The organism is Deinococcus peraridilitoris DSM 19664 (genome assembly GCF_000317835.1).
Taxonomy (GTDB): domain Bacteria; phylum Deinococcota; class Deinococci; order Deinococcales; family Deinococcaceae; genus Deinococcus_A; species Deinococcus_A peraridilitoris.
This window is the reverse complement of sequence record NC_019793.1, coordinates 3,662,533-3,688,939: the sequence shown is the minus strand read 5'-3', so window position 1 is coordinate 3,688,939 and position 26,407 is coordinate 3,662,533. Positions and strand designations below refer to the sequence as shown.

Sequence of the window (26,407 nt, the reverse complement as noted above, 5' to 3'; positions counted from 1 at the left end):
GCGCTTTCGGGTTGACGCTCAGGGGCAGGTGTTGGCAGGGCTGGCGCTGTTGAAGGTGCTGGCTACCGCAGGGGTGAAGGTAGCGAAGTCGGCGCCGTTGTCGGGCGTGTTCTGGCAGCGTCCCGCCTTGCGAAGGGCGGACGCGGTGGCGCTCAGGGCGGGCGCGGGCGCGGCGCCCAGGAAGTTGTTGCTGGCGCCGTACCCGACAAAATCGGCGACATTGGCGTCACCCGCGCAGGTCGCGCCGCAGGTGAGGGCGGTGGTGGTCTTGACGAGTGCGACTTTGCCTGCACTCGCGGCCATAGCAATGCTACCGGTCGCGTCCGCAGCAGGCAGGCTCTCGGTGCCGCCCGCTCCGGCAGCTTGCTGGATCAGGTAGTATCCGCCGGGCGCGACGATGCCGCCGAGGTTGGTCTTCTGCCACGTGGAGCCAGACGCAGAAGCGTACTGCACCGACCACCCCTCAAGCGAGACCGGGGTGCTTCCCAGATTGTGGAGCTCGATGAAATCGTTCTTGAGGGTGGCGCCGGAGTTGCCACCGCCGCCGTAGACCTGGCTGATCACGACCTTGCCGTCGTTCGAGGAAGGCGCCGGACTGACGGTAATCGTGGCGCTGTGGCTGGATACCGCGCCGCTGACATCGGAGGCCGTCGCGGTGATGTTGTAGGTGCCAGCGCTGGCATAAACGTGCACTGCACTCGTGGTGCCGCTTTGCAGGGTGTCGATCTGCCCGTCGCCCCAGTTGATCTCCAGGGACTGGAGACTGCTGCCACGGCCCGGCTCGGCAGCGACCTGCAATTCGACATCCTGACCGGCCTGGGCACGGACCGGCGCCGTGACGCTGACGTAGGGTTGGGCAGCCCGCAGCGGGTCTGCGTTCAGCTGCAGACCAACCACGACCGGGTCGTGGTCGCTCGAGCGGTACGGCGTCGCGGCAAAGCGGTCGTCCGTTTTGAACTCGAGGTTGTAGTCGAGCACGATCGGCTCGTCGCTGTTGATGTGCCACTCGGTGATGCCGCTGACCTGGGGTGACAGGCTGGCCGTCGACAGGGCGTGGTCGAGGTAGCCGCTCTGGCCGTCGAACACGTACGAGTAGCGCTCTTCGGCCGGAACGCGCAGGTTGAGGCTCTCGAAGCCCGCGCCCTGCAGTGTCCTGATGGGGTCCTCGGCACCGTAGGCGTTCAAATCACCGATCATCAGCACATCGGTGTCGCCGCTCTCCGCGCGCAGCTTTTCCGCGAACTCCACCAGGGCCTGTGCTTGCTGTACGCGCTTCGCGTTCCAGCAACCCTGTCCCAGATCCGCGTTTTCACCGCTTGCCGTGCCGCAACCCTTGCTCTTGAAGTGGTTTACGGCCACGGTGAAGACACCGTGGCCGCCGACGTGTTGAAAGGTCTGGGCGAGGGTCGGCCGGTCGAGCACGCTGCTGCTGTCGGTCTTGTACCGTCCGATCAGGTTGACCTTGCCCGGCTTGTAGATGATGGCCTGTTTGATGGCGTCCGTGCCGAGGGTACCGGTCAGGAGGGCACGGTAGATTTCGCTGCCATAGGCCGCGTTGAGGGCAGCGACGAGGTTTTGCAGGGCCACGTCACCGTTGTTCTGCATTTCGATCAGCCCCAGCACATCGGCGTCGATGGCCGTGATGGCGGCCACGATCTTGGCCTGCTGCCGCTCGAACTCGGCCGCGTTGTTCGCGCCGCGCTGGCCGAAATCCGTGAAATAGTTCAGCACGTTGAAACTGGCGACCTTGAGGCTGCCCCCGACGTCCTTGGGGCGCGCGGTGCGCTTGTTGGCGTTGACGAACTGCGGCTCGGCAGTGGGCTGGATGCGGTACTGGTCGAAGGCAAAGCTCAGGATGCCGGACAGCTTCTTGACAGTGTCACCGACGCGGCGGGTGCCGCTCGACGACGGGTCGCTGAGATAAGGCGTGGGCACCGGATTTGAAGCGGTGCTGCCGTCGTCGAGAATGATCCGGCGCAGTTTGTTCTGCTCCAGGGTCGATTCCGTGTTGCCGTTGGTGGGATTGAACAGGCGTCCGTCGGCCGACAGCGAGAGTTCCCCGAAGCGGCCGAGCGCGAACACTTCGGTCACCGTGAGCGTCTGCTCGAAATGCACGGCCATGCCCTCGAAGGCTTCGAGCTGTGCACGCGAAGCAACAGGAAGGTTGATTTTGGTCGACTGCACCCAGTAGCCCGACGCGCAGACTTCCAGGTTGCTCACCTTGTCGATCTGCGTCTGGGAGTCGGTCTGGTTGGCGCCCTTGAACTCGCTCACGGTTCCGCTGAGCTTGACGAAGTCGCCTGCCTTCACCGCCTGCTTGCCGAATACGAAAATTCCGTCGGAAGTCGCCCGGTTGCCGTCTCCCAGGTAATCCTGAACAAAAAAGCCGCCAAGTTTCTCGAATACCCCCACCACGACGCCCTGAACGGTGACAGGTTGTCCTACCAGCGGACTTGTGGCACCGGGTCCCTGCACGGTGTAAATAGGGGTAGCAGGCGTCGCGAGCAGACAAGCTGGGGCAGCTTTGGAATCCTTGTCCGCTTTCTGTGCCTGAACGGTCTGAGATTGAGCCGCAGCACTTGCCGAAGCTGACTTCGGAGAAACCTGCTGCCCGCAGGCAGTCAACAACATCACCAACGTGAGTGCTTGGGTATATTTCATAGTTCTTGAGAAAGGCTATACATCTATGGTCAGGAAATGGTTGCGAATTACTTAGAACTTTTTAATTTTATCCACATAATTTGCCCACTTATGCGGAGACTGGGCGAACTGCAGCCAGGCTGCACCCCCGCCCTGCAGTTGCCGTAACGGTCCACCATCCTCAGCCGAACGAATTGTCCTCAGGTGGTCATCGCATTTCAGGTCGCTCGGGCCTGACTGATTTTTGACGCCACCTGAAGGATGGCGGAATTCAGCAGGCCTGGCCTTCAGCTTAAACTGCAGCCGTACCTGAAATGGGCCATTTGCCCAAAGGAGGAAACGATGTCGTCATTTGGCATTTACATGTTGGGATTCATTATTCTCGTCGCCGGCCTGGCTTACGGGGCAAGCGTCGCCGGACTGAGCCAGACATGGATTATGGTCGGCGCGATCGTGTTGGTCGGGCTTGGAATTATCATGGGCGTATCGAATACCAAGCGCCGCGACCCGCCTGGCGGCCCGCAGCCCTGACCGACCGGACGATTCCCAGAGCATGACAAAAGAGGACCACCGCCACGGGTGGTCCTCCTCACGTGCTCGCCTGTTGTACAGAAACTACAGGCTCGACAGGGCTTCGCGCATCAATTCCAGGCCGACCCCGGCCTCATTACGCGTCAGGATGAGCGGCGGGCTGATGCGGATCGTGCTCTCGCCGCAATCGAGGTTCAATAGTCCACGCTGAAACATCGCCATGCTGGCCCGGTCACGCAGTGCCCCATCGGCACGACCATTCGTGCCGACGAACTCCAGTCCGATGAAAAGGCCTTTGCCACGCACGTCGCCGAGAAAGCCGAACTCGTGTTGCATCGCGCGCAGTTCGCCCAGCACGAAATCCCCGACGTTGGCGGCATTGTGCATCAGGCTCTCGCCACAGCCAGGGTGGCGCACGTGACCTTCGAGCAAGTCCAGGGTCGCCAGCGCGGCTGCGGCCGCGACCGGATTGCCGCCGAAGGTGCTCCCGTGGCTGCCCACCGGCCAGGTCATGACACTTTCGCGTGCCAACATGCACGAGATGGGCATACCGCTGGCCAGGCCCTTGGCCATCGTGATGATGTCGGGCTGCACGTCACCGCCCTCGAAAAAGTGCTGGTAAGACAGGAATTTCCCACTGCGTCCCATCCCGGCCTGCACCTCGTCGTAGATCAACAGGATGCCGTGGCGGTCGCACAGGGCGCGCAGCTTGGGCAGAAAGTCGGCTGGCGGCACGATGTACCCACCTTCGCCCTGCAGCGGCTCCACGATAATGGCGGCAACCTCGTCAGCCGGGATCACGGTCTGAAACAGCGTGTCTTCCAGATAGGACAGCACCGCGTCCGCGCAGGTTTCTGGCGTGCTGCCCAAGGGTGGACGAAACGGGTTGGGGTAGGGAATGTGGCTGACGTTGGGCAGCAGGGGACCAAAGCCACGCTTGTACTTGGTCTTGCTGCCGGTCAGCGTAATGGCGCCGTAGGTGCGGCCGTGGAATGAACCCAGCGTGGAGATGATGTGACTGCGGCCAGTGTGGTTGCGCGCCAGCTTCACCGCGGCCTCGACGGCCTCGGCGCCGCTGTTGCCGAAAAAGGCCCGCCAGGGCTCACCTGGACGCGCGACGTGCGCAATCAGACGTTCGGCAAGGCAGGTGGTGACCTCCTGGGGATAGTCGGTGAGGCAGACGTGCATAAACCGCTGGGCCTGCTCTGTGATGGCTGCCACCACATGCGGATGGTTGTAGCCCGTGGTGCTCACGGCAATACCTGCCATAAAGTCGAGCATGGTGTTGCCGTCAACGTCGGTCAGCCAGACACCCTCGCCAAAGTCGGGCACGAACGGGTACGGGCGCATGTAGCTGGTCGACAACCGCACACGGTCGCGCGCGAGCAGTTCTGCAGCCTTGGGGCCGGGAAGCGGGGTATTGATCACAGGGCGGCGAATCGAGGTGAAGGTCATGCGGGCTCCTTTGCCAGGGCTTTCAGCGATTGGCGTTCAGCGCAAGTGTGTTGGCAGCAGTGGGGTTCTGGTTCGGCGCCCGGTCCACTGCAGTCGGGCAGATTCATTCCTTGCTATGGGGCACGAGGGTCAGTCATCGCCGCTGTGCAGCGGGGTATCGAGCATGCCGTCCGGCGCGGTGTCGGTCACGGTGTTCGCGGCCGCCTGACCCACTCCATAAGCCGCCCACTTGTCCTCGCGACTGTTGAGGCGGTGCTGGGTCGCTCCGGGCCGGTGGCGCGACTCGCTGAACTCCTTGGGCTCGATGCTGATCCGCTCACCCTCCATCAGACCGTAAATGCCGCTCTGACCGGGCTCCTGGCGAACCCAGTCCTGCGGCACGGCCATGTCAGGACCGGTATAGTCGGTCGGCTCACTGTAGGCGGCGATATAGCCCTCGAAGTTGCGCAAAATCAGCTTGTCGCCACCTTGCGCCAGGACGTAGTTGGGCATCACCGGAATCTTGCCGCCACCGCCGGGCGCGTCGACCACGTAAGTGGGAATGCTGTAGCCGCTGGTGTGCCCACGCAGACTCTCCATGATTTCCAGGCCCTTGGCGACGGTCGTGCGCAGGTGTCCGGCGCCGTGCACGAGGTCGCACTGGTAGATGTAGTAGGGGCGAACGCGAATCTTGACCAACTCGCGCATCAGCTTCTGCATGATGACCGCGTGGTCGTTCACCCCGCGCAGCAACACCGCCTGGTTGCCCAGCGGCACACCGGCGCGCGTCAGGCGGTCGCAGGCCTCAGCGACTTCCGGGGTGATCTCGCGCGGGTGGTTGATGTGAATGTTCATCCACAGCGGGTGGTGCGCGGCCAGCACGTCGCACAGTTCCTGCGTCACCCGCATGGGCATGAACACCGGCACGCGCGTGCCAATGCGAATGATCTCGATGTGCTCGATCTTGCGCAACTCGGAGAGCAGCCCGGAGAGCACCTTGGGCGCCAGCGTCAGGGGATCGCCGCCCGAGAGCAGCACGTCACGCACCTGTGGTGTGCGCCGCAGGTAGTCGAGCTGCGCCTGATACTCGGCAGGTTTGAAGGTCTCGCTGGGGTCGCCCACGATACGGCTGCGTGTGCAATAGCGGCAATAACTCGCGCATTGGGTGGTCACCAGCATCAGCACCCGGTCCGGGTAGCGGTGAACCAGGCCGGGCACCGGGCTGTGGCGGTCCTCGGCCAGGGAGTCTTCCATCATGCTGGTGAAAGGAGTCAGCTCGTGGTGCGTTGGGATGACCTGGCGCCGAATCGGGCAGGTGGGGTCGGTCCGGTCCATCAGGGACGCGAAATACGGGGTGATGTCCAGCCGGAAGATTCCCTCGGCGCTGATGCCACGCCGCTCGGACTCGGTCAGTTCGAGGATGGCTTCGAGTTCTTCAAGGGAGTTGATGCGGTTCTTCAGTTGCCACTTCCAGTCATACCACAGCTCGTCGGGCACCTCCCTCCAGGTGTCTGCGCGGTGATTGCGGGGAAGCATCTGTTGTGAACGGGTGGTGGCCTGCGGGTGCAGCGGCATAAGCGCTCCTCTCAATGAACGGTCGTTGGTGGGCGAACGCGATCCGCAAGCGCGCCACCAGTTCGAACGGTTGTTAGGTTTAGTCTAGAAAGAAACCGGGAACACTTTGAATGGGCTTTTCACGGCCGCGCGGCGGTTTCGTGAAGCAGCAGCCCAGAATTATGAGTCGCCGACTTTACGTTTGATAAGATGCCGGCATGAAGCTTGATCCGACCGATCTCAAGATCCTCACCGAACTTCAGCAGGACGCACGGCTTTCGATGCGCGAGCTTGGACGGCGGGTCGACCTGTCAGCCCCGGCGGTCACCGAGCGCGTGCGTCGGCTGGAAGACGCGGGAGTCATTCTGGGGTACGGTGCGCGGGTCGCTCCTGAGCCCCTCGGCCGACCGATCACCGCTTTTATCGGGGTACAGGACAGCGGGCAGCGTGACCCGCAGCTGGTGCGCTGGTCGGAGAAGCGCGACGGGGTCCTGGAGGTCCACAGTGTCACGGGTGGCAACAGCTGCATCATCAAGGTGGCCGTCGAGCACGTCCAGGCCCTCGACGCGCTGCTGGGCGAACTGATCCAGATGGGCTTCACCTGCTCGACCAGCATCGTGCTGTCCACGCCCCTTCACGGCAAGAAACTGCTTCCCCCGCGCGAGATGATCAAAGGGTAGACCTGGCATCCATAGCGCAGGAAAAGCCGGTAAGTGTCGAGTGGTTCGACGCGAACGCCGTGATCTGCACGGTCAGGCGCGATGTCGGCCCCGGGTAAAGCCGGGGCTCCAACGATTCGCCCGGCCGCTCACCGCAGCTTGGTGCTGCCACCTCTGCGGAGCGTCACTGCGGTGGTCGTCAACCTGATGACGACAATGGTGTGGGGGCGAACACCACTGCGGCAAATGTAAAGTGATGTGCGCCGCGCGCAAGCGTCTGCAAAGTGCGTTCGAGGAGTTCTTGACGCATGGCAAGACACGGTCGCCGCGCAAAAAACGCGTGTTAGGCTCAGAAAAACCTTGATGTTTCGAGCGCATTTCGGCGTTCAAAAGGAGATCTATGAGCCTGATTGCGGGTCTGTTGCCCTTTACCCACGAAGCGTACTTTGATTTCAGTTGCCCTGAGGTGGCCGAACGACAGCGCGAGGCATTTCGCTACGTGCGTCAAACCTACCTGGGCCGTTCCTTTCCACTGATCCTGGGGGGTGAGCGCGTCGAGCTGACCGACACCTTCGCCGTGACCAACCCCGCGCAGAACGCCGAGGTGGTGTGGCGTTTTCCAAAAGCGCAGCGTGAGCACCTGGAGCGCGCCGTTTCGGCAGCGGCCGAAGCATACGAAACCTGGCGATTTTCAGATCCTCTGCAGCGCGCCACGATCCTGAAACGCGCCGGTCAGTTGCTGCGCGCGCGGCGCATGGAACTGAACGCCGTCATGACACTCGAAAATGGCAAGAACTGGACAGAAGCCGACGGCGAGGTGGCCGAGAGCGTCGACCACTTCGAGATCTTCGCCCGTGAAGCGCTGAAGTGGGCCCAGCCCAAACCGGTCGAGCCCATGCCCGACGAACACGTCACGATGATCTACGAGCCCATCGGGGTCGTGGCGGTCATCTCACCCTGGAATTTCCCAAGTGCCATTCCACTGGGCATGGCCCTCGGTGCCATCGCCGCCGGAAATACCGTGGTGCTCAAACCCGCGTCCGAGGCACCCCTGAGTGCCTGGCTGCTGCTCGAAATTCTGGAGCAGGCCGGCTTGCCGAAAGGGGTAGTCAATTTCCTGACCGGCGAGGACGACCAGATGGGCGATCCGCTGGTGGACCATCCCCGGGTCCGCATGGTGGCCTTTACGGGGAGCAAGGAAATCGGGATGCGCATTTACGAGCGTGCGTCACGGGTGCAGCCGGGGCAGATCTGGCTCAAGCGGGTGATGGCCGAGATGGGCGGCAAGGACGCCACGGTCGTCTGCGCCGACGCCGATCTCGATGCCGCCGCGACGGGCATCGTGCAGGCCGCGTTCGGGTACGCCGGGCAGAAGTGCAGCGCCTGCTCGCGGGCCATTGTCGAGGACAGCGTGTACGACGAGGTGCTCGCCAAAGTCGTGGAGCGCGCCGCCCAGTTGCGGGTCGGTCCGGGTGAAGAGGCCTTCGAGGTCGGTCCGGTCATCGAGATGCGCCAGGGAGAACGCCTGCTGCGTGCCATCGAGGAGGGCAAGCAGCAGGCGAAACTGGTGCTGGGGGGTGAGCGGGTTCAAGTCGAAGACTGTGACGGCGCATTTATCCAGCCCACAATTTTCAGCGAGGTTCCACGCGACTCGCGACTGTTTCGTGAGGAGCTGTTCGGACCTGTGCTGGCCTTCACACGCGCCCGCGACTGGCAGCACGCCCTGGAACTGGCCAACGATTCGGAATTTGGCCTGACGGGCAGTTTCTACAGCCGGGACCCGCACAAGCTTGACGAAGCACGCCGACGCTTTCACGTCGGCAACCTGTACCTGAACCGCAAATGTACGGGCGCGCTCAGCGGTACCCACGCCTTTGGCGGTTATAACCTGAGCGGCACGGGCGCCAAGGTTGGAGGGCCGGACTACCTGTTCTGGTTCCTGCAGTCCAAGACCATCGCCCAGAAATACTGAGGACGACGCGTGCTTTTTCTTTTCCTTTACGGAGCGAATCACGTCGCTCGGCCATTCCGTGGGGCGGGCCACCGGTGAGCAGCGTGTTTCACCGCTCGGCCAAGACCTATCCGGTGGCCGTTCGTGGTCAGGGTGTGTATTTGTGGGACGCTTCAGGCAAGCGCTATCTGGACGGCGCGTCGGGCGCCCTGGTCGCCAACATCGGTCATGGGCACCCGGGCATCGCCGACGCGCTGGGCCGGCAGGCCCGCGCGTTGCCTTTCGTCCACGGCAGCCAGTTCACCAGCGAGATCTACGAACGCTACGCCGCGCGCCTCGCGGGCCTGCTCCCCCAGGACGGTTACCGCTTCTGGGCCGTGTCAGGCGGCTCGGAAGCGGTCGAAAGTGCCATCAAGCTCGCCCGCCAGTACCACACCGAACGGGGCGAAAGCGGCCGCTACCGAATCGTGACACGCAAACCCAGCTACCACGGTGCCAGCCTGGGTGCGCTGGCCGCCTCCGGAATGGGTGCACGGCGCGCGCTGTACCGACCACTCCTGAACGAGGACGCCTTCCCGAAGATTCCGCGCCCTGACCCCAGGGTCGATGGTGAGCAGGATGCGCGGCAGCTCGAGACGCTGCTGTTACAGCTGGGGCCTGAGTCGGTCGCGGCTTTCATCGCCGAACCGGTGGTTGGGGCCTCCGACGCGGCCCTCTCCCCTGCTGCGGGGTACTACCAGGAGGTGCAGCGCATTTGTGCACGCCACGGCGTGCTGTTCATCGCCGACGAGGTGATGTGCGGCCTCGGGCGGGCAGGCTCGATGTTCGCGCTATCCCAGTGGCACGTCACCCCGGACCTGCTGGTGCTTGGCAAAGGGCTTGCCGCCGGGTACGCGCCGCTGGCCGGGGTGCTGGCCGCACCCCACGTCCATGCGGCGGTGATGGAGGGCTCGGGCGCTTTCAAGCACGGGTTCACGTACGCCGGACACCCGATCAGCCTGGCGGCAGGTGACGCGGTGCTCGAAGTCATCGAACAGCAGAATCTGGTAGAACGCAGCCGGTGTGCTGGTGACGCGCTGCTGGCGGGATTGCGCGACCTTGCGCAGGATTTTTCACAGATTCTGGAGGTCCGCGGCCGGGGCCTGATGCTGGGCCTGGTCCTGGGCGACCCTGACACCCGGGAAGCCTACGACGATCCCGGTCTGGCCGAGCGGCTCGGCCGAGCGGCCTTCGCGCATGGTCTGATCACGTACCCTGGAAGTGGCGCGCTCGATGGCCGGCGCGGTGACCACCTGCTGCTGGGGCCACCGCTCAACGCGACCGACCGTGAGCTGGACGAGCTGCTGTCGCTGCTGCGCGTCGCCTGCACTGAAACCCTGACGGGGCGGACTCACCCGGCCTGAGCACGCGCTTGGCTCCGCCTGCCGATGGCAGGACACGAAGTGCCGGTCTGGCGTTCGGGCGCCACGCCCGGATTGCGCGCGTCCGGCGCCCGGCCTGGGCGAACTCTGGCGGAACCCAGGCACCGTAACGCTCGTAATGGGCAGCAAGCAGGTGGGTACTTTGCATCCGTGACCCTGCTCCTCGCCTGCCGTCCGAGTTTCTATTCCGAAAGGAGCCCCAAGCGACATGCCGTTACTGATCATCATCGCCCTGATCGCCCTGGCGCTGCTGGTACGCCGATCTTCACGCGACGAGAGACTCCCGGGGCCGATTGTAGCCGCCCTCCTCATGACCGCCCTGGCGATTCTCACGGCCAACTTCTGGCTGGTCAACATGGCCGCCCTCGTGACGCTGATCTGGATTCTTTCGGTGCTGAGCGGCCCCAGGGAAAGCAGGGCACGGCGGGGGCACCAACGCGAAAACGAACGTCTGGGCACTCAGCGCGGCGCGTGCCTGGATAACACGTGCCTGGATAAACGGTCAGCTCAAAGGAGGGACACCCGGCCGGCGGCGGGTCGGGTGGTGCCTGGACAGGCGGACGACGCACTAAGCAAGAGTATCGAGGAGCTGCTGTCGCGCACGGCCGCTGATCTGCCAGTTGAGGCCGTCATCGCGGTTCGTGAGTTTCAGCGCGTCGTCGAGGAGACCGGCGCCTATCTGAATTCACGGGCCCTGGAGGACGGCGAGTACGCTCGTCTGCTTCACCAGGCGGTAAGGCAATATCTGCCGGACACGGTGAACGCGTATCTTCGACTGCCCGGCGCGGCGACCGATGCGGTCGTGCTGGAAGGCGGCCAAACCGGACGGGAGTTGCTGATGGGGCAGCTGACGATGCTGCAGGAGGCAGTGCGAGGCGTTCTGGAAGACGCTGCGCGCTCCGAAAGCCTGTCGCTGCTGGCCCACCAGCGTTTTCTGGAGCAAAGGCTGCAACGCCGCCCGCGTGACTTCGAGCTGTGACCGCCTGGCGCGGCGGTCGCCTGCCGGTCTGCGGCTTTGCACGGTCGGCGCGATACGGGCGGGTCAGCGTCCCTGCTCGCGCGCTGCCAGTCGGCGCCGTTCGCGTCTCACCAGACGGACAAACTGGGCCAAACGCGGCGCCCGGTTCCAACGGCGGCGGTCCCCGGCCACACGCCAGATCCATTCGACGCCCATTCGGCGCGTCCAGCCCGGCGCGAGTTGAGCGGTTCCCGCCAGCACGTCGAGTGTCCCACCCACGCCGATCATCACGGGCACGTTCATGATCAGGCCCCAATACTGATTGAAGATTTCCTGCCGGGCTGCGCCCATCGCGGTCAGCAGCAGGTCAGGCTGCGCGTCGCGCACCAGTTCAGCGATCCGCTGGTCCTCGGCGGCGGCGAAAAAACCGTGGTGAGCACCGACAACCGTCACACCCCAGCGCTGGACGGCCTGCTGAGCGGCCAGTTCTGGAACACCGGGCTGACCGCCCAGCAAAAAGACCCGTAAACTCGCGCCGTGCCGCGCCATCAGCTCGAAGGCGATGTCGATGCCGGGAGCGCGCCCGGGCAGTGTCTCGCCGAGCAGCTGTCGGGCGGCCCACACGATCCCCACACCATCAGCCGTCACAAGGTCCGCCGAACGGATTGCCTGAGCCAGCGCTTCATTGTGCTGCGACTGCACCACGATCTCCGGATTGAGGGTGACGACCGTGCGAGGCGTCCGTGACTCGGCCGTGATCCAGGCCGAGGTGGTCTCCACTGCGCCGGACAAATCCAGCGGATCCAGTGGCAGGCTCAGCAGTTCCAACCGCCTGCTCACGGCGCTCCCACAGCCGGAGCACGGTTGGCGTCCTCGAAGGCGTAGACCGGGTGCCCTTCGTGCTCTTCGGTGCTCGCAAGTCGCGGAACGGCCGACGAGTGCGAGATCAGCGACGCGACAGCAAGGTCCTCGAACAGGCCGAGCTTCATCAGCAGGGCGCCGCTGGCACTTTGGGCCAACGCTTCCAGGGGATCGGCATACGCACGCAGCAGGGCCTGCGACAGGCGCACCCGCTCACGCACCTCGACTGGGGCCAGCTTCTCGATCCGGCGGGACAGGAAACCCGCGCAGACGATATCTTCGATGGCTTCCTCGCCGCGCATGCCAGCGCATACCAGGCTGATCTCCTCGGTTGCCAGCCGAAGGGCCACCTCGGTCACGGCGCGCGCATTGTAAAAGCTGCCCAGCAGCACGTGGCGTGCACCCACGACCTGCGCCAGAGCGCGTGGGCCATTCTCGGTGGTCAAAACGACATCGCGCTCGAAGCGTGCACGACGCAGGTCGTCAGGCGAGGCGCTGTAATTGAAACCTTCGGGCGGCAGGCCGTCACGTTCGCCGGCCACCAGCAGTGATCGGGCACTGCCAAAGGCCCGGGCAGCCCGCAGGCTGGGAGTCACGAACAAGCCGGTCTTTTCCAGCACGATCGGCGCGGCCGTGGTGGCGCGCAGGACGTCGACGAGAATCACAACGTCCGGGTACTCGCGTCCTGGCAATAAATCTACTCTGAGCCGCATCTTCCTCCCACAACGCCGCACTCGCAGGTTCGGCGCTCGTCCGGCGTGAATTCTATCATGGAGTGAAACGTGCATTACACTGCGTTTATGGCGCACCCTGGCACGGATACTGACCGCATGCAGAGCGGCTTCATGCACGATCTGCCGCCGGACGCGCGCGCTGCCCTGCTGGCCAGTGCGCGCCGCGTCAATTTCGACCGTGGCGGCCTTTTATATCACACAGAAGACTCTGCCGAAACGGTATACGTGCTGCAGGGCGGTCGGGTGCGGCTTTACCGCATCGGTTCGGGTGCCCGCGAGGTAACGGTCGCCGTGCACCAGGGCGGGGAACTCTTCGGAACCGCCGGGCTGCACGGCGAAAGCAGCTACGGCCAGTATGCCGAAGCGCTCGAGAGCGGCGAGGCCCTGGCCATCGGCGGCACCACTTTGCGCGAGCTGCTGCGGGCTCAGCCGGCGTTGGGTGTGGCGCTGAGCGCGCAGCTCACCCGGCAGACCCGGGCGTTGCAAGAACGCCTCTCAAGCCTCGTCTTTCTGGAAGTGTCGCAGCGCCTCGCGGGTGCGCTGCTCACCATGGCAGAGTTGAACAGCGCCGGAGAGGGAGGCAAGAAAGCCCTCAAGGGCCGCGTGTCGCATCAGGATCTGGCCTATCTGGTGGGCTCCACCCGGGAAACCATCACCAAGCTGCTGGGCGAATTCAAGGAACGCGGTCTGCTCGATCTCGGCTACCGCCGCATCGTAGTGCTCGACGAAGCCGGCCTGCGTGACGTGGCCGAGCATCCGATTCACGGCCTATGACCTGTCCTGTGACCACCCGACGAAGCATCGCACAAGCGTACGCGGCCGGGGAGCTGAGTGACTTCTTCGGCTGCTCCCCCGCCGATCTGAATTCAACCAGGACGGCCCGCCGTGATGTGGACCGCGCCGGCCTGAGTGAGGCCCTCCGCGCTTACCACCGCGACCTGGGCACGCTCGACCGGAGTGTCGAGACACAACTGGCGCGGCTGGCCCATCCGAATTCACGGGTGGTGGTGACCGGTCAACAGGCGGGCCTGCTGACCGGTCCGGCCTACAGCGTCCATAAGGGCGCCGACGCGGTCTTGCGGGCCCGTTCACTCGATCAGGACGAGGCGCCGGTGGTCGCGGTCTACTGGATCGCCAGTCAGGATCACGACGCCGCCGAGGTCGCCTCGACGACCCTGCTCGATATGAATGAAGCCCTGCACCACCTGACGCTCGATCTTCCTTTGGGCGTGCCGGTGGGCCGCATTCCCTGGCGTGAGGAATGGACACATGAGGTGGAGGCGCTGCTCGAGCGCTTCGCCGCTCCCGAAGCCCACCGCCTCTGGCTGGGCGCGGTCCTGCGCGCTGCCATGCGCGAGGGCAGTTACGCTGATGTCTTTGCGCGGCTGGTGCATTCGCTGCTGGGAGAGTTCGGCCTGCTGGTGCTCGATCCGCTGCACCCGGCGCTGACGGCCCTGTTTGCGCCCGCCCTCGCACGTGAACTCGACCGGCCGCGCGAAGGGCCACAGCGCATCGAGGAGGCCGCGCGCGCCCTGGAAGCGCGCGGCTATGTGGCGCAATTGCGCCGGCCCGAGGGCGCCACCAACCTGTTTCTGGAAGGTGAAGACGGGCAGCGGCGGCTGCTGCGCTGGGACGGACGTTTTTTCGAAGCGGACCGCCGGTACGATCGTCAGCAACTGCAGCGGATTCTGGAGAGCAATCCCGGCCGCATCACACCTGCCGCCGGACTTCGTCCGATTCTGCAAGACAGTATCCTGCCCACTGCCGCTTTTGTGGTCGGGCCGGGCGAGATCGCCTACTGTGCCGAACTGCGGGGAGTCTACGATTTGCATGGCGTGCCCCAACCGGTGCTGTTGCCTCGTCTGAGCGTCACCTGGCTCGAACCGCCCGTCGTCCGCCTGCTGCAGCGCTTCGGACTGACGGCAGCTGCGTTTCAGGCGGCGCCCCACGACGCGCTGGGCAGCGCACTGGCGCGTGAACGGGGTGCTGCTGCCCTCGCTGAGGATCGTCTGGGCATTCTGGAGCGCGAATTCAGTCAGCTCATGCAGGAAATCGGCAACCTCGACCCGACGCTCAGCGGCGCCGTGCAACGCACGCGGGAACGGACACTCACCCGCCTGATAAGGCTGCAGTCCCAGGCGCGGCGAGCGTTGATCGACGCCGAACAGACACGCGAAGGTCAGGTCGGGCGTCTATACGCACACCTGCTGCCGCGCGGCGTCGCTCAGGAACGCGAGATGAACTTTCTGACCTATCTGCTCAAGCACGGTCGTGCTCCGCTCAAACGGCTCATGACGCTGGCGCCCGGCTGGACTGGCCCGGTGGAGATCTGAGAGCACGGCGGTGAGGCCGGTCGCCTTGACGAGAGAGCAACGCGAAACCGGCCCTCAGAACCAGGCGCCTGAAGCCAAAGCAAATGGGCCAGTCACGCACTCCCGGGGCGTGCTTTCGGACGCCGCCTGAAAAAATCCTCTACTATTCAGTTCAGTGGCGAGCGTGCGTCAATCCCTTCCCCGAAACGTGATGACCCGGCTCGAATCGAGCCGGGTGGTCATTTATGGCTTGCTGGCGGGAGCGCTGGTCGGGCTCATGGGCAGCGGGCTGCGCGTGGTGCTCGACCAGCTTGTCAGTGCCCTGGCGTTCGTGACGCGCTTCCGGCCACCGGGCACACCGGGTGAAGGTGGGCTGCTGATGGCCTTTGGGGAAGCGGCGCCGCTGGGCCTGCTGGCCCTGCCGGTCCTGGCAACCCTGGCCGCGCTGCTGAGGCCCGGTATGCGTCATGATCCCCTGGAAGAAGCCGTGCGCCAGTATCACGACGACCGGCACCTGCCGGACACCGCAGCGGACGGGCGCAGCCTGGTGGCCAGTACGCTGGCTTACCTGTCGGGTGTGGCCGTCGGGCGTGACGGGCCCTTTACTGCCCTGGGGAACCTCAGCGCCAGGCTGCTTACCCGGATGGCCCGCCTGAGCCGGACAGAAGCGCGCACTCTCGCGCTGAGCTGCGTTGGGGCCGCGCTGGGCCTGGTGCTGCACGCTCCACTCGCGGCGGCCGTGCTGATCGTGGAAGTGCTGTACCGGCGCTTCGAATTCGAGTTCGAGGTGCTGCTTCCAGCCGTGCTGGCGAGCGTGGCGGCCTACGCAGTCTATGGTGCGCTTCACGGCTTCTCACCGTTGCTGGTGACTTCCGTCATGCAGTTCCCCGGACTCGCGCAGGTACCGATGTACGCGCTGCTGGCCCTGGTCGTCAGTCTGGCGGCCTGGCTGGTGACACAGGCGCGTGAAGCGCTGCCAGGGCTGGAGCAGCACCACTGGTGGCATACGGCAAGCGTCACGGTGTTTGCCTCGCTGGCTGCGGTGCTGGCTTACTTCGTGCCGGAAACTGTTGGAGACGGCGCCGGCTGGCTGCAGGTGGCCCTAAGGGGGTTCCAGGATATTGAGAGCTTGTGGCAGGGACTGTTGCGGCTGTTGCTGCTGGTGGGCGTAGCGTGGCTCGCCCTGGGAGGCACCGTGCTCAGTGCGGTGAGCGCCGGGGGCTTGCTGGGTGTGGGCGTCTCATCGCTGCTTCCAGCGCTGGGACTTGACCCTGCCGTGGGTGGACTGGTGGGCGCTGCAGCCTTTCTGACCACCTCGCACAACGTTCCGGTGGCAGCGACCCTGCTGCTGGCCACCTGGGGCGGCGACGCACTGCTGCCCGCGTTGCTCGCGGGCACCCTGCTGGCCCACGCCCTCAGCGGTGAGGCCAGCATCGTGCGACCACAGGTGCGCAGCCACGCATTCAGCCCGGTTCACGCCCAGGCAGCGGTGATGCCGGACACTGAAAACGCAAATATGCCACCCGAGGAGCGCCCGGCGCTGGATAAGGCTCCTGTCGAAGAGCAACTCTACCGGGTTCCCCTGCCGGACGGATGGCAGGGGTTGGGCGCCGACGACGTGGTCTGGCCGGTGGGCGTGCAATACGTCGCGCTCGTTCGCGGGGGCGACGTGCGCGTCGCGGAGCCCATGCAGATCTTTCAGGAAAACGATGAGCTGGTGCTGCTGGCCTCGCCGGACCAGTTCGAGGGTTTCGCGGCCACCCTCTCCTCGCTGCGTGCCCGCTAACGCACGGCGAGACAGGCCACCGTCAGGTAGGATGTCCCGGTGCACGCCTGGAGACAACGCCGCGCGTCCGAGTGGGCAGACCGCAATTACCGATTCGGAGTGCTGAACGGCTGGCTGGTATTCATCGGCGACGGCTTTCTCAATGCCTCGGTGGTCCTGGCCGGCTTCGCCAGCCGTCTGGGCGCCTCAAACGCCGTGATCGGCCTTTTGCCTGCTATTCAGGCGGGTGGCTGGATGCTGCCGCAGATTCTGGTGGCCGCGCGCATCCGGCAGCATCCCTACAAACTCCCGGTCTACCGCAGTGCCGCCACCATCCGGGTGATCAGCTACCTGTGGATGATCGCGTCGAGCGCGCTGCTGATCGACTATCCGGGCGTTCTGCTGACCAGCTTCATTTTGGGCATGGTCATAAATGCTCTGGCGTCGGGCGTTTCGGGTCTGCCGTTTCTGGAAGTGGTCTCGAAGACCATTCCCAGCGAACGCCGGACGGCGTTCTTTGGCGTACGTAACCTCGTCGGGGGTATTCTGGCGTTTCTGGCCGGCTTGGCAGTACGGGAAATTCTCGCTTCACCGATTCCCTTTCCGTACAATTACACGGTCATTTTTACCCTGGCGACGGTGGCGTTTACCCTGGGGTACGGGGTCTTTGGCCGGATACAGGAACCCCCTGACCCGCCCCAGCCGCCCAGCAACCTCCGGGCGGAGCTGCGCGCCATTCCCCTGACCTTGCGCGAGGACCGCGACTTCCGCGCGTTTCTGAGCGTGCGGCTGCTGCTGGCCTTTGCGAGCCTCTCCGAACCATTTTATGCGGTGTTCGCCTTGCGCGAGCTGGGAATGCCTACCAGCATGCTGGGAGTGTTTCTGATGGTCCTGGCGGGCACGGCGCCCTTGTCGAACATCGTCTGGACCCGACTGGCGCAGGGACACGGATCACGCCGGATTATCCGCGCGTCGGCAGCCTGCGCGCTGCTCGCTCCGCTGCTCGCCTTGACCCTGTCGAGTTGGTGGCCGGGAGCCTACCTGCTGGTCTTCGTCGCGACCAGCGTGGCCGCGCAAGGCTTCAACCTGGGGCATACCAACCATCTGCTCAACCTGGCGCCACCTCATGCGCGCGGACGCTACATCGGGACACTCAACACCATCGTGGGAGTAGCGCTGTTCGCTCCGGTGCTGGGCGGCTTGCTGGCCGACACCCTGGGATACCGGGCCGTGTTCGCGGTCAGCATTACCCTGTACGCCCTTGCGTGGTGGTGGTCGAACCGCCTGAGACGTGACGCATGAAAGGCCAGTTTCCCCGCCGTTGGGCTGCCTGAACGCGGCGACCGCTGTCATGAGCACCTTTTCGGTCGACCTCGGCACACCGAAGCCGAACGGGAGCGCTCGGGACTTTACGAGAACTCACAATGCCCGTTTGGCCTCGACAGTGAGGGAAACGAAATGCGCGATTCCCTGCTGATCTCCCTGCTGATCCTGCTGTCCATCGCTCCCGCTTTCGCCCGAATGAACCACAGTGGCACCAGCCATGCCGCGCCCGCCCCCAGAACGCCTCCGCAAGCACGACGGGCATGACTGAGCTCGGCAGGCTGAGTGGCAAAGGCGGGCAGCACAAGTCGTTTCACCTTCACGCTGCCGCGGAAGAAGGGCGCCTATGGCACGGAGCGGCAAACGACGCCCGGACGACCTGCCGTGCCAGCGCCCGCACTCAGTTCGGCGGCAGGGCCTTCCAGAATCCTTCACCCCACATGGGTACGGTGCGGCCAAGCAGGCGCGTGAAGCCTCGCCGGATGAACCACAGGGCCAACCCGTATCCGGCAGCACTGGCCAGGTAGGCCAGCGGAATCATCACTGCTGTCGCACTGGCCAGCTGGGAATTGAAGGTCTGGGTGCCGAACGGAGCGCTCACCATGGCGCTTTTCACAATGATGTTGGTGCTGGCCACCAGCAGCGCTTTGAGTTGCAGCGCGACCGTGGCGCGCCGGGTGGCGTCATACATACCAGGAGTGGCAAGCAGCGTCCGCAATTGCATTTCCTGCCTTGGGGTGCCTGGTAGGAGTGCCACCTGTAGAATCGAAGTGAACAACGGCCTACGAAGCCAGAGCGATCCAGAAGTAACCATCAGCAGGAACAACGACCCAGACGAGTCTTTTATGGCAAAAGCGACGCCGCTGAGCGGCCAGAACGCCAGTGCGCCGCTCATCAGGGCGCTGGCGGCGGCCAGGGTGGTGACGGTGTTCACGCGCCGGGCCAGCAGCACGGACAGCAGCAGGTACGTGACCGGCACAAGGCTGGCGGTCAGGTAGGCGGCAACGGGGCCGACCAGCATACCAAGTCCCTGGTCGGTGAAGGGCAGCACCGGACGGAGACAGGCCAACGGCACGATCAGGGTGAACACGACGTCCATGACGTAGTTCGCCCAGCTGGGACGGGAGCGCGGCGCAGGACGGGTCACATCTGGAATCCTCGCGGCACGATGGAGTGTATTGTATCGTTCCCAGTGGCCCAGCCGCCAAGGAACGCTCCCGCTTGCGGTGCGGCATGGCCGGTCACGCGGAGGGGCACACAAAAAGTGGAATACACGGTGATGGCTGATCTCCCGGAAACGCGCTCCGAGAGATCAGCCATCACCGCAGACGGGCTTTATTTCTTGTACAGCCGGTAGATGGTGCCAGTGTAATCGTCCGAAATCAGCAGGCTGCCGTCGGGCATGTCGGCCATGTCCACCGGGCGACCCCAGCATTTGTCCTGGACCTCGGAGCAGTTTTTTCTGCCGGGGTTCATGGTATCGGTGACCCAGCCCGTGACCAGGTCACGCTGTGCGCCGATGGTGCCTCCGTTCACGGGGAAGTAGGACACCTTGTAGCCGACGTACGTCGAGCAGTTCCAGCAGCCGTGCAAACCGACCGTCATGACATTTCTGAATTCTGCGGGTCCGTTGCGCCAGAAGGTCAGCCCCAGCGGCGCTTCGTGGGCCCCCAGTCCCTTGGTGGCGCGTTCGGCGGTGGCGCAGTTGAACTTCTTGCCATCGGCGTTGTTTTCGAAGTCGTTGAGGTAGGGCATGTTGTTCACCCCAGCGCGCGGATCGGCGTTGCAGTAGGGCCAGCCGTAATCGGCGCCCGGCTTGACTTTTACGATCAAGTCCGGCGGATTTTTGTCGACGTACGACTGAATCAGCGCGCCGTCGTCAGGCTTGCCGTCGCCGGTACAGTCGATTCCTTTCGGACAGCGCACGTCGTCGCGGTTCATGACGGCGATCCATAAGTCGTTCGAATTTGGCGCAAAGGCCAGCCCTTCGGCGTTGCGCACGCCACGGGCGTATGGCTGCGCATTGGCGGCGATCTTTTGCCCGAGCGCCGCAGCATTGAATTCATAGATGGCACCGCGCTCGACGCCGCTGCCACCCTCCATTGCCGGCCGGTCGATTTTGGGGTCGGCGTTGGTCTCCGAGGCCACGGAAACATACAGCTTGCTCCCGTCCGGGCTGATCACGATGTTCTTGAGGTAGTGGGCGTACGATCCGCGGAGATCCTCGGAACTTCCGGTGGGCAGACCCTCCACCACGGTCTGCGCCGCTGAAGCCTGGATCATGCCGTTGGTGTAGGCGTAGCGAACGACCTTGTCGTGCACCGCCACATACAGGTAAGTGGTGCCGGCGACCGTGGCGAACACCATGTCGTGTGGCATCACCAGGCCTGAGACGAACACATTTTGCTGAGCGGCCTGTCCTGGCTTGACCACAAGCCGGACGATGGTGCCCGCGCCAGGCTGTGAAACCAGTACGTCGCCGTTGGGAGCGACGGCCATGAAGCGCGCACCAGCCACACGGGCGACCACCTGGATGCTGAAGCCGCTCGGGACGGTCAGGCGCCGACTGGCACTGACCTTGGCGTCTCCCATGCCGCCTGGAACTTCCAGATTGACTTGCTGCATCCCCTGCGGGGAATTGGGCAAGGACCCTCCCGAATTCTGGTCGCCACTGCTTCCGCATGCTCCCAGACCTAGAAGCAGCGTCAGACCGATTGTCAACGTTCCAAAAAACTGACGTGAATGTAACATGAAAACCCTCCAGGACGCATCGTCCTGGTCTCAGAATCGTGAATGGCCATGAGTTTCCCGTGGCAGGTACGTGCAGGGCGCTTCAGTTGCCCTCCACCATTTTCCAATGAGGGCAATGTGCAGGCGACACGTGGCTTCGGTCATCGGTGGCCTGGCCAAAGAGGTGACCTGGCCAAAGAGGTGGCCTGGCCAAAGAACCGACACCGTTCGCGGTTTCGGGCAATACACTCAGTGACCGAGAATCTGTGACAGAAACAGTTTGGAACGTTCGTGCTTCGGATAATTGTAAAACTGCTCCGGGGTCGCTTCCTCGACGATGTTGCCCTGATCGAAGAAGACCACCCGGTCAGCCACTTCCTTTGCAAAGCCCATTTCGTGGGTGACGACCAGCATGGTGATGCCGCTCTGCGCGAGCTCTTTCATCACGTCGAGCACTTCCTTGATCATCTCCGGGTCAAGCGCACTAGTGGGCTCGTCGAAAAGCATCACTTTCGGCTGCATCGCCAGCGCGCGCGCAATTGCCACCCGCTGCTGCTGACCGCCGGAGAGCTGTGCCGGAAACTTGTGCGCCTGCTCTGGAATACCGACGCGTTCGAGCAGTTCCATGGCAGTCTTTTCGGCTTTGGTCTTGCTCCAGCGACGCACTTTCATCGGCGCGAGGGTGATGTTGTGCAGCACGCTGAGGTGCGGAAACAGGTTGAAGGACTGAAAGACCATCCCGACTTCACGGCGAATGGCGTCGAGGTTGCTGCCGTCTTTCAGCTCGATGCCGTTTACGATGATCTGTCCGCTGTTGTGAGGCTCGAGGCGGTTGAGCGTACGGATAAAGGTGCTCTTGCCGCTGCCCGAGGGGCCGATGATCACCACGACTTCACCGGTTTTGACTGTCATGTCGACACCGCGCAGGGCGTGGAACTCGCCGAAATACTTGTGGACGCCGCGCGCCACGATAATGTCTTCGCCGTGCTTCTTCACGTTGAGCGAAGTGTACAGCGAAACGCCTCTGTTTCATGCATTTGCCGCCACGACCACCAAAATACCGGGGGGCTTGTGCTACCCTTCATCAAGATATTTCACCTGCACAAAGGACAGCCATGCTCTGTCGGAAAGGTCTGCAATGAAAAAAGGAATCCTGGCTGGAACGCTCGTGTTGGGCGCGCTCGCCGTCGCGTACGCGCAAGGCAGCAACTTCATCACCATCGGTACCGGCGGAACCACGGGAGTGTACTTCCCAGTGGGAACCGGCATGGCCAAACTGGTCAACGACTCGAACTCTGGCCTGCGTGCCAACGCCCGCTCGACGGGTGGCAGCGTCTTCAACGTGAACGCCCTCAGCACCGGCGAACTGCAGATGGCCATCGCTCAGAACGACGTGGTCTTTTACGCCTACCGTGGAACAGGGCTCGCCGCCTTTGAAGGCAAGGCCAACACCAAGCTGCGCTCGGTCGCCGCGCTCTATCCGGAGCTGGTTCACATCGTCGCACGCAAGGACGCCAACATCCGCTCGGTCGCCGACCTCAAGGGCAAGCGCGTCATCGTTGGTGACGTCGGCTCGGGCACCGAGCAGAACGCCCGCCAGATTCTCGAAGCCTATGGTCTGCAGTTCAGCGACCTCGGCCAGACCGTGCGCGTGAATCCCACCCAGGGCGCCCAGCTGCTGCAGGACGGACGCGCCGACGCGCTGTTCTACACCGTCGGCCTGGGCGCATCGGCAATTCAGCAGATCGCGCTGACCACGTCCGTGAACCTCGTGCCGGTGGCCGGCAACAACGCCACCACGCTGCTCAAGAAGTACCCCTTCTACGTGCGCTTCAACATCCCCGGCAAGAACTACCGTGGTGTCGATGCCACCGTGCCCACCGTGGCCGTGCAGGCGACGCTCGTCACCTCGACGGACGAAAGCGAAGACGCCGTGTACAAGGCAACCAAGGCCATCTTCGAGAACGAAGCTAGCCTGAAGGCCATTCACCCCAACCTGTCGAACAACTTCAGCTACGAAAAAGCCGTGAAAGGACTGCCTGCCCCGCTGCACCCCGGCGCACAGAAGTTCTTCCGGGAAAAGGGTGCCGTTCGCTGATTCACGCTGAGGGTGACGCGTCCGGTGCTGCCCCGCTCCCCTGAGGAACGGCGCACCCGCGTTCCCGACCCACTTGACAGGCCAGCGTTCCAGAGAGCACGCTGGCCTGTCTGCTGTGTCCGGCGCCTGGGCTTGCCCGCCCGGTGCCCTGTGGCGCGGCGTCAAGCAGGCACATTATCAAGAGGAGCAAGAATGGCGGACAAAGACGAACATCAGGCGGCCCAGGAACTGCTGGAGCAGACAGAGCTCGGCGGACGCCGTGTCACCGGCAAGACTCGCCTGCTCGCGGGTGTCCTTGCGGTAGCCTGGAGCCTGTTTCAGTTGTACTCGACATACGTCGGGAACATGGAGCCCATTTTGCTGCGCGCGGCCCACCTCGCGTTTGCGTTCTCGCTGGCCTTTCTGGTCTATCCGTTCAGCAAGCGCAGCTCGCGGGAACGCGTTCCATGGGCCGACTGGCTGCTTGGCGTCGCGGCGGTGCTGGGCACGCTGTATATCGTGGTGGCTTTTCAGGACATCCTGTTGCGAGGTGGGGTGCCCAACCGTCTCGATGTCTGGACGGGAACGGTCACCATCGTACTGCTGCTGGCAGCCTCGTGGCGGGCGCTGGGCCCAGCCCTCCCCATCATCGCCATGGCCCTGATGGTCTATGCGGCCACGGGACCTCGCGGTCTTCTTCCGTTCGAGTTGCCGCGCATGCTGCAGCTGCACGCGGGTGCGAAGTGGGACCAGCTGGTTGCTCAGCTGTATCTGTCTACAGAAGGCATTTTCGGGACGCCGCTGGGCGTCAGCGCCACCTTCGTGTTTCTGTTCGTATTGTTCGGCGCGTTTCTCGACAAAGCCGGCGCGGGCAACTTCTTCATTCAGCTCGCCTACAGCCTGCTGGGCAATTTCCGTGGAGGTCCGGCGAAGGCGGCCGTGGTGTCCTCTGCCCTCACGGGCGTGGTGAGCGGTTCGAGCGTATCGAACGTCGTCACGACCGGCACGTTCACCATCCCGCTTATGAAGCGCATCGGGTACAGTCCTGAAAAAGCGGGCGGTATCGAGGTCGCCAGTTCCAGCAACGGTCAGCTGATGCCCCCGGTAATGGGGGCGGCGGCCTTCATCATGGCGAACTTCCTGAATATCTCGTACACCAGCCTGATTCTGGCGGCGGCCGTTCCGGCAGTGCTGGCCTACGCTGCGCTGTTCGTGACCGTGCACATCGAGGCCCTGAAGCTGGGCCTCAAAGGGGTGCCGCGCAGCGAACTGCCGCCGCTGGCGCCCGTACTGCGGGCTGGCGCTCACTACTTCATTCCGATCATCTACCTGATCTACGCGCTTGCCATTCAGCAGATCACCCCCGAGCGCGCGGCGCTCAACACCATCGGCGTGATGGTGCTGCTGTTGATCATTCAGGAACTCGTGCGTGCCGCCCGTCGTGGTGACGGTCTCGGACTTGGCGCACGAAGCGCCGGAACCATGATCGTGCAGAGCCTGGAAACCGGTGCGCGCAACATGGTCGGCATTGCACTGGCCACTGCTGCTGCGGGCATTATCGTCGGCATGGTGACCATCACCGGGATCGGCTTCGGTTTGACGGACATCGTTCAAGCCGTCTCGGGGGGAAACCTGATCGTCGTGCTGATCATGGCGCAGCTGATCAGTCTGCTGCTCGGCATGGGTTTGCCCACCACGGCCAACTACATCGTGATGGCCAGCCTGATCGTGCCAGTGATTTCGAATCTGGCGCAGGCCTCCGGATACAACGTGCCGCCGCTCGCCGTGCACATGTTCGTGTTTTACTTCGGCATCATGGCTGATAGCACGCCTCCCGTAGCGCTTGCCGGGTACGCCGCGGCTGCCATCGGCAAGGGAAATCCCTTCCGGACCGGCGTACAGGGCTTCATTTACGAGCTGCGCACGGCCCTGCTGGCTTACATGCTGTTCTTCAACCCGAAACTGCTGCTGATCGGCGTCTCTTCTTTCGGCGAAGGGGCCTGGATTGCCTTCTCCGCCTTTGTCGGGCTGGTCGCGTTCTCAGCAGCGACCCTGGGCTTTCTGCACAAGCCCAGCAATATCCTGGAGCGTCTCATCCTGTTGGCCGCCGCGTTGCTGCTGATCACGCCCGGCCTGGTCACCGACGTGGCCGGCTTCACGCTGATCGGGCTGGTCTACACCTGGCAGAAGCTGCGCCCGGCTGTGCCTGCCCGTCCTGCCGTCTGAAGGCGATGATCGAGCTCCCAGAAGGCCCCGACCCCCGGTCGGGGCCTTCCTTCATGCGTGCGGCCCGCCCTGGGGTGCGCCGGATGACCGTTTCATGGCATCATTCACCGCATGACCCGCGTCACCATCGAAAGCGCCGAACTCCGGTTGCTGGAGTTGCCCCTCAAGTTCCGCTTCGAGACTTCTTTTGGCGTTCAGACCAAACGCACCATCCTCCTGCTGACCCTGCGGGGCGGCGGCATGGAAGGATACGGCGAAGGCGTGATGGAGCGTCTACCCTCCTACCGCGAAGAAGTGGTGCCAGGGGCGGAGTACCTGGTGCGCGAGGTGTTCCTGCCGAAGGTGCTGGGGCAGTCGTTCGCGAACCCGGCCCAGCTGGAAGCGGCACTTGCTCCATTTCGGGGAAACCGCATGGCAAAAGCCATCGTCGAGATGGCCTTCTGGGATCTGTGGGCCCGGTGCCTGGGTGTGCCGCTGCAGAGCCTGCTGGGCGGCACACGCGAGCGGGTCCCGGTAGGCGTCTCGCTCGGCATCCAGCCGAGCATCGAGACGACCGTGGACGTGGTGGAGCGGCATATCGCGCAGCAGTACAAGCGCATCAAACTCAAGATCAAACCCGGCTGGGACGTGGAGCCCGTCCGGGCCGTGCGCGAGGCATTCCCCGACCTGACCATGACCGTGGACGCCAACAGCGCCTACAGCCTCAGCGACGCCCGCACCTTTGCGCAGCTCGACGAACTGGGACTCGATTACATCGAACAGCCGCTGGCGTATGACGATCTGCACGACCATGCCAAACTTCAGTCGCTGATCCGCACGCCACTGTGTCTGGACGAAAGCATCCTGAGTGCCCAGGATGCCCGCAAGGCGCTCACCACCGATGCCGGGCGGGTTCTGAACGTCAAACCTGCCCGTTGTGGAGGCCTCACCGAATCCGTGCGCATTCACGCGGTCGCGCAGAGCTTTGGGGTGCCACTCTGGATGGGTGGCATGCTCGAAGCGGGCGTGGGTCGGGCGCACAACATTCACGTGGCGAGCCTGCCTGGCTTCACCAAGCCTGGGGACGTGTCCAGTGCCAGCCGCTACTGGGAGCACGACATCGTCCATGAAGCCCTGGAAGCCGATCAAGGGGAGATGCCGGTTCCGGCGGGAGCGGGCACGGGTGTCACGCTCAATCATGACGTGCTGAAGCGCGTCACGGTGCGCAGCGAAGATTTTCGCCCGTCCTGAA

General features: G+C 64.0%; 21 protein-coding genes. 13 read left to right on the top strand and 8 right to left on the bottom strand.

The genetic code is table 11. The features are described 5' to 3' along the window. Positions 1-18: 18 nt before the first annotated feature. The gene (locus DEIPE_RS24730; RefSeq protein WP_217218453.1) at positions 19-2,475 is read right to left on the bottom strand and encodes an ExeM/NucH family extracellular endonuclease; all 2,457 of its coding nucleotides are present in this window, start codon (positions 2,473-2,475) and stop codon (positions 19-21) included. A 507-nt stretch (positions 2,476-2,982) separates the two neighbouring features. Between DEIPE_RS24730 and DEIPE_RS17835 the strand changes: the two genes are divergently transcribed. Continuing rightward, on the top strand, positions 2,983-3,171 hold the full coding sequence (locus DEIPE_RS17835) for a hypothetical protein (protein WP_015237376.1): 189 nt from the start codon (positions 2,983-2,985) through the stop codon (positions 3,169-3,171). An 84-nt stretch (positions 3,172-3,255) separates the two neighbouring features. Here DEIPE_RS17835 and DEIPE_RS17830 read toward each other — a convergent pair whose 3' ends face one another. Continuing rightward, positions 3,256-4,626 (bottom strand): acetyl ornithine aminotransferase family protein, encoded by a 1,371-nt coding sequence (locus tag DEIPE_RS17830; RefSeq protein WP_015237375.1) that lies wholly within the window; start codon positions 4,624-4,626, stop codon positions 3,256-3,258. Between the two features lie 129 nt (positions 4,627-4,755). Beyond that, on the bottom strand, positions 4,756-6,180 hold the full coding sequence (locus DEIPE_RS17825; RefSeq protein ID WP_015237374.1) for a KamA family radical SAM protein: 1,425 nt from the start codon (positions 6,178-6,180) through the stop codon (positions 4,756-4,758). A 197-nt stretch (positions 6,181-6,377) separates the two neighbouring features. Here DEIPE_RS17825 and DEIPE_RS17820 point away from each other — a divergent pair, with 197 nt between their 5' ends. The 4 genes from DEIPE_RS17820 to DEIPE_RS22510 all read left to right on the top strand — a co-directional run bounded on the left by DEIPE_RS17820 (position 6,378) and on the right by DEIPE_RS22510 (position 11,169). Then, positions 6,378-6,839, top strand: a complete 462-nt coding sequence (locus DEIPE_RS17820) for an Lrp/AsnC family transcriptional regulator (RefSeq protein ID WP_015237373.1) — start codon at positions 6,378-6,380, stop codon at positions 6,837-6,839. Positions 6,840-7,218: 379 nt separating this feature from the next. Then, entirely contained in the window at positions 7,219-8,790 is a 1,572-nt protein-coding gene (locus DEIPE_RS17815) for an L-glutamate gamma-semialdehyde dehydrogenase (protein ID WP_015237372.1), read from the top strand. A 74-nt stretch (positions 8,791-8,864) separates the two neighbouring features. Further along, positions 8,865-10,172 (top strand): aminotransferase family protein, encoded by a 1,308-nt coding sequence (locus DEIPE_RS17810; protein ID WP_015237371.1) that lies wholly within the window; start codon positions 8,865-8,867, stop codon positions 10,170-10,172. 226 nt (positions 10,173-10,398) lie between these two features. After that, positions 10,399-11,169 carry a hypothetical protein gene (locus DEIPE_RS22510; protein ID WP_015237370.1) on the top strand — a complete coding sequence of 257 codons (771 nt, stop codon included), beginning with the start codon at positions 10,399-10,401 and terminating at the stop codon, positions 11,167-11,169. Between the two features lie 63 nt (positions 11,170-11,232). Here the strand turns inward: DEIPE_RS22510 and DEIPE_RS17800 are convergent, their stop codons facing one another. Both DEIPE_RS17800 and DEIPE_RS17795 read right to left on the bottom strand, forming a co-directional pair. Beyond that, entirely contained in the window at positions 11,233-11,988 is a 756-nt protein-coding gene (locus DEIPE_RS17800) for a WecB/TagA/CpsF family glycosyltransferase (RefSeq protein WP_015237369.1), read from the bottom strand. Continuing rightward, entirely contained in the window at positions 11,985-12,722 is a 738-nt protein-coding gene (locus DEIPE_RS17795; protein WP_015237368.1) for a 2-phosphosulfolactate phosphatase, read from the bottom strand. The genes DEIPE_RS17800 and DEIPE_RS17795 overlap by 4 nt, the downstream gene beginning before the upstream one ends. A gap of 87 nt (positions 12,723-12,809) precedes the next feature. Between DEIPE_RS17795 and DEIPE_RS17790 the strand changes: the two genes are divergently transcribed. From DEIPE_RS17790 to DEIPE_RS25305, 5 genes are all read left to right on the top strand, one after another. Beyond that, positions 12,810-13,517, top strand: coding sequence for a Crp/Fnr family transcriptional regulator (locus DEIPE_RS17790; protein ID WP_245557565.1), 708 nt, complete (start codon positions 12,810-12,812; stop codon positions 13,515-13,517). Further along, positions 13,514-15,076, top strand: a complete 1,563-nt coding sequence (bshC, locus tag DEIPE_RS17785; RefSeq protein WP_015237366.1) for a bacillithiol biosynthesis cysteine-adding enzyme BshC — start codon at positions 13,514-13,516, stop codon at positions 15,074-15,076. Before DEIPE_RS17790 ends, bshC begins: the two co-directional genes overlap by 4 nt. A 163-nt stretch (positions 15,077-15,239) precedes the next feature. After that, positions 15,240-16,841, top strand: coding sequence for a chloride channel protein (locus tag DEIPE_RS17780; protein ID WP_041231722.1), 1,602 nt, complete (start codon positions 15,240-15,242; stop codon positions 16,839-16,841). Positions 16,842-16,880: 39 nt separating this feature from the next. Beyond that, positions 16,881-18,122, top strand: coding sequence for an MFS transporter (locus DEIPE_RS17775; protein ID WP_015237364.1), 1,242 nt, complete (start codon positions 16,881-16,883; stop codon positions 18,120-18,122). Positions 18,123-18,278: 156 nt separating this feature from the next. Then, entirely contained in the window at positions 18,279-18,410 is a 132-nt protein-coding gene (locus DEIPE_RS25305) for a hypothetical protein (protein WP_015237363.1), read from the top strand. Positions 18,411-18,543: 133 nt separating this feature from the next. Here the strand turns inward: DEIPE_RS25305 and DEIPE_RS17770 are convergent, their stop codons facing one another. The 3 genes from DEIPE_RS17770 to DEIPE_RS17760 all read right to left on the bottom strand — a co-directional run bounded on the left by DEIPE_RS17770 (position 18,544) and on the right by DEIPE_RS17760 (position 21,869). After that, positions 18,544-19,290, bottom strand: a complete 747-nt coding sequence (locus tag DEIPE_RS17770; RefSeq protein ID WP_015237362.1) for a VC0807 family protein — start codon at positions 19,288-19,290, stop codon at positions 18,544-18,546. A 188-nt stretch (positions 19,291-19,478) separates the two neighbouring features. Then, positions 19,479-20,789 carry a PQQ-dependent sugar dehydrogenase gene (locus tag DEIPE_RS17765; protein ID WP_157448922.1) on the bottom strand — a complete coding sequence of 437 codons (1,311 nt, stop codon included), beginning with the start codon at positions 20,787-20,789 and terminating at the stop codon, positions 19,479-19,481. Between the two features lie 333 nt (positions 20,790-21,122). After that, a complete protein-coding gene (locus DEIPE_RS17760; protein WP_015237360.1) occupies positions 21,123-21,869 on the bottom strand; it encodes an amino acid ABC transporter ATP-binding protein in 747 nt (248 codons plus the stop codon). A 142-nt stretch (positions 21,870-22,011) separates the two neighbouring features. On the opposite strand from DEIPE_RS17760, the gene DEIPE_RS17755 reads away from it, so the two are divergent. The 3 genes from DEIPE_RS17755 to menC all read left to right on the top strand — a co-directional run bounded on the left by DEIPE_RS17755 (position 22,012) and on the right by menC (position 26,406). Then, on the top strand, positions 22,012-22,971 hold the full coding sequence (locus DEIPE_RS17755; protein ID WP_015237359.1) for a TAXI family TRAP transporter solute-binding subunit: 960 nt from the start codon (positions 22,012-22,014) through the stop codon (positions 22,969-22,971). A 192-nt stretch (positions 22,972-23,163) separates the two neighbouring features. After that, a complete protein-coding gene (locus tag DEIPE_RS17750) occupies positions 23,164-25,176 on the top strand; it encodes a TRAP transporter permease (RefSeq protein WP_015237358.1) in 2,013 nt (670 codons plus the stop codon). Between the two features lie 111 nt (positions 25,177-25,287). Further along, positions 25,288-26,406, top strand: coding sequence for an o-succinylbenzoate synthase (gene menC, locus DEIPE_RS17745; protein WP_015237357.1), 1,119 nt, complete (start codon positions 25,288-25,290; stop codon positions 26,404-26,406). The last annotated feature ends 1 nt before the right edge of the window (position 26,407 follow it).

Bases quoted from the DNA above. Each gene is read 5' to 3' on its own strand.
- DEIPE_RS17835 (WP_015237376.1), top strand. From the start codon at position 2,983: ATGTCGTCATTTGGCATTTACATGTTGGGATTCATTATTCTCGTCGCC.
- DEIPE_RS17830 (WP_015237375.1), bottom strand. From the start codon at position 4,626: ATGACCTTCACCTCGATTCGCCGCCCTGTGATCAATACCCCGCTTCCC.
- DEIPE_RS17825 (WP_015237374.1), bottom strand. From the start codon at position 6,180: ATGCCGCTGCACCCGCAGGCCACCACCCGTTCACAACAGATGCTTCCC.
- DEIPE_RS17820 (WP_015237373.1), top strand. From the start codon at position 6,378: ATGAAGCTTGATCCGACCGATCTCAAGATCCTCACCGAACTTCAGCAG.
- DEIPE_RS17815 (WP_015237372.1), top strand. From the start codon at position 7,219: ATGAGCCTGATTGCGGGTCTGTTGCCCTTTACCCACGAAGCGTACTTT.
- DEIPE_RS22510 (WP_015237370.1), top strand. From the start codon at position 10,399: ATGCCGTTACTGATCATCATCGCCCTGATCGCCCTGGCGCTGCTGGTA.
- DEIPE_RS17795 (WP_015237368.1), bottom strand. From the start codon at position 12,722: ATGCGGCTCAGAGTAGATTTATTGCCAGGACGCGAGTACCCGGACGTT.
- DEIPE_RS17790 (WP_245557565.1), top strand. From the start codon at position 12,810: ATGGCGCACCCTGGCACGGATACTGACCGCATGCAGAGCGGCTTCATG.
- bshC (WP_015237366.1), top strand. From the start codon at position 13,514: ATGACCTGTCCTGTGACCACCCGACGAAGCATCGCACAAGCGTACGCG.
- DEIPE_RS25305 (WP_015237363.1), top strand. From the start codon at position 18,279: ATGCGCGATTCCCTGCTGATCTCCCTGCTGATCCTGCTGTCCATCGCT.
- DEIPE_RS17755 (WP_015237359.1), top strand. From the start codon at position 22,012: ATGAAAAAAGGAATCCTGGCTGGAACGCTCGTGTTGGGCGCGCTCGCC.
- DEIPE_RS17750 (WP_015237358.1), top strand. From the start codon at position 23,164: ATGGCGGACAAAGACGAACATCAGGCGGCCCAGGAACTGCTGGAGCAG.
- menC (WP_015237357.1), top strand. From the start codon at position 25,288: ATGACCCGCGTCACCATCGAAAGCGCCGAACTCCGGTTGCTGGAGTTG.